Annotated in this window: 1 protein-coding gene; it reads right to left on the bottom strand. The window is 65.7% G+C overall.

Translation table 11 applies throughout. The features are described from left to right. Positions 1-251: aldolase/citrate lyase family protein (locus tag NZK81_RS21840; RefSeq protein WP_260048009.1), on the bottom strand; the 251-nt coding region annotated here is incomplete at both ends.

Below are 251 nucleotides of genomic sequence, written 5' to 3'. Positions count from 1 at the left end.
GTCTGCGCTCCAAGATCGAGAACCTGCTTGATCGCTACCGGATCGTGGCCGGCAATCCGGACGATCGCCGAACACGGCGGCGTCGCCTCGACCGCACGCAGCTGCGCGACGATGCCGGGCAGGGTTTGCGGGCCATGTTCGCCATCGATCAGCAGCCAGTCATAGCCATGGCCCGCGCAGATTTCGGCAATGTCTGGATGGGCCAGGGCCAACCAGAAGCCAAGCTGGACCGGACCTTCGCGCAAGGCCGC

Origin of the sequence: Novosphingobium mangrovisedimenti (genome assembly GCF_025153475.1) — a bacterium.
In the GTDB taxonomy this organism is placed as follows: domain Bacteria; phylum Pseudomonadota; class Alphaproteobacteria; order Sphingomonadales; family Sphingomonadaceae; genus Novosphingobium; species Novosphingobium mangrovi_A.
This window is presented reverse-complemented; position numbering and strand designations above follow the sequence as displayed.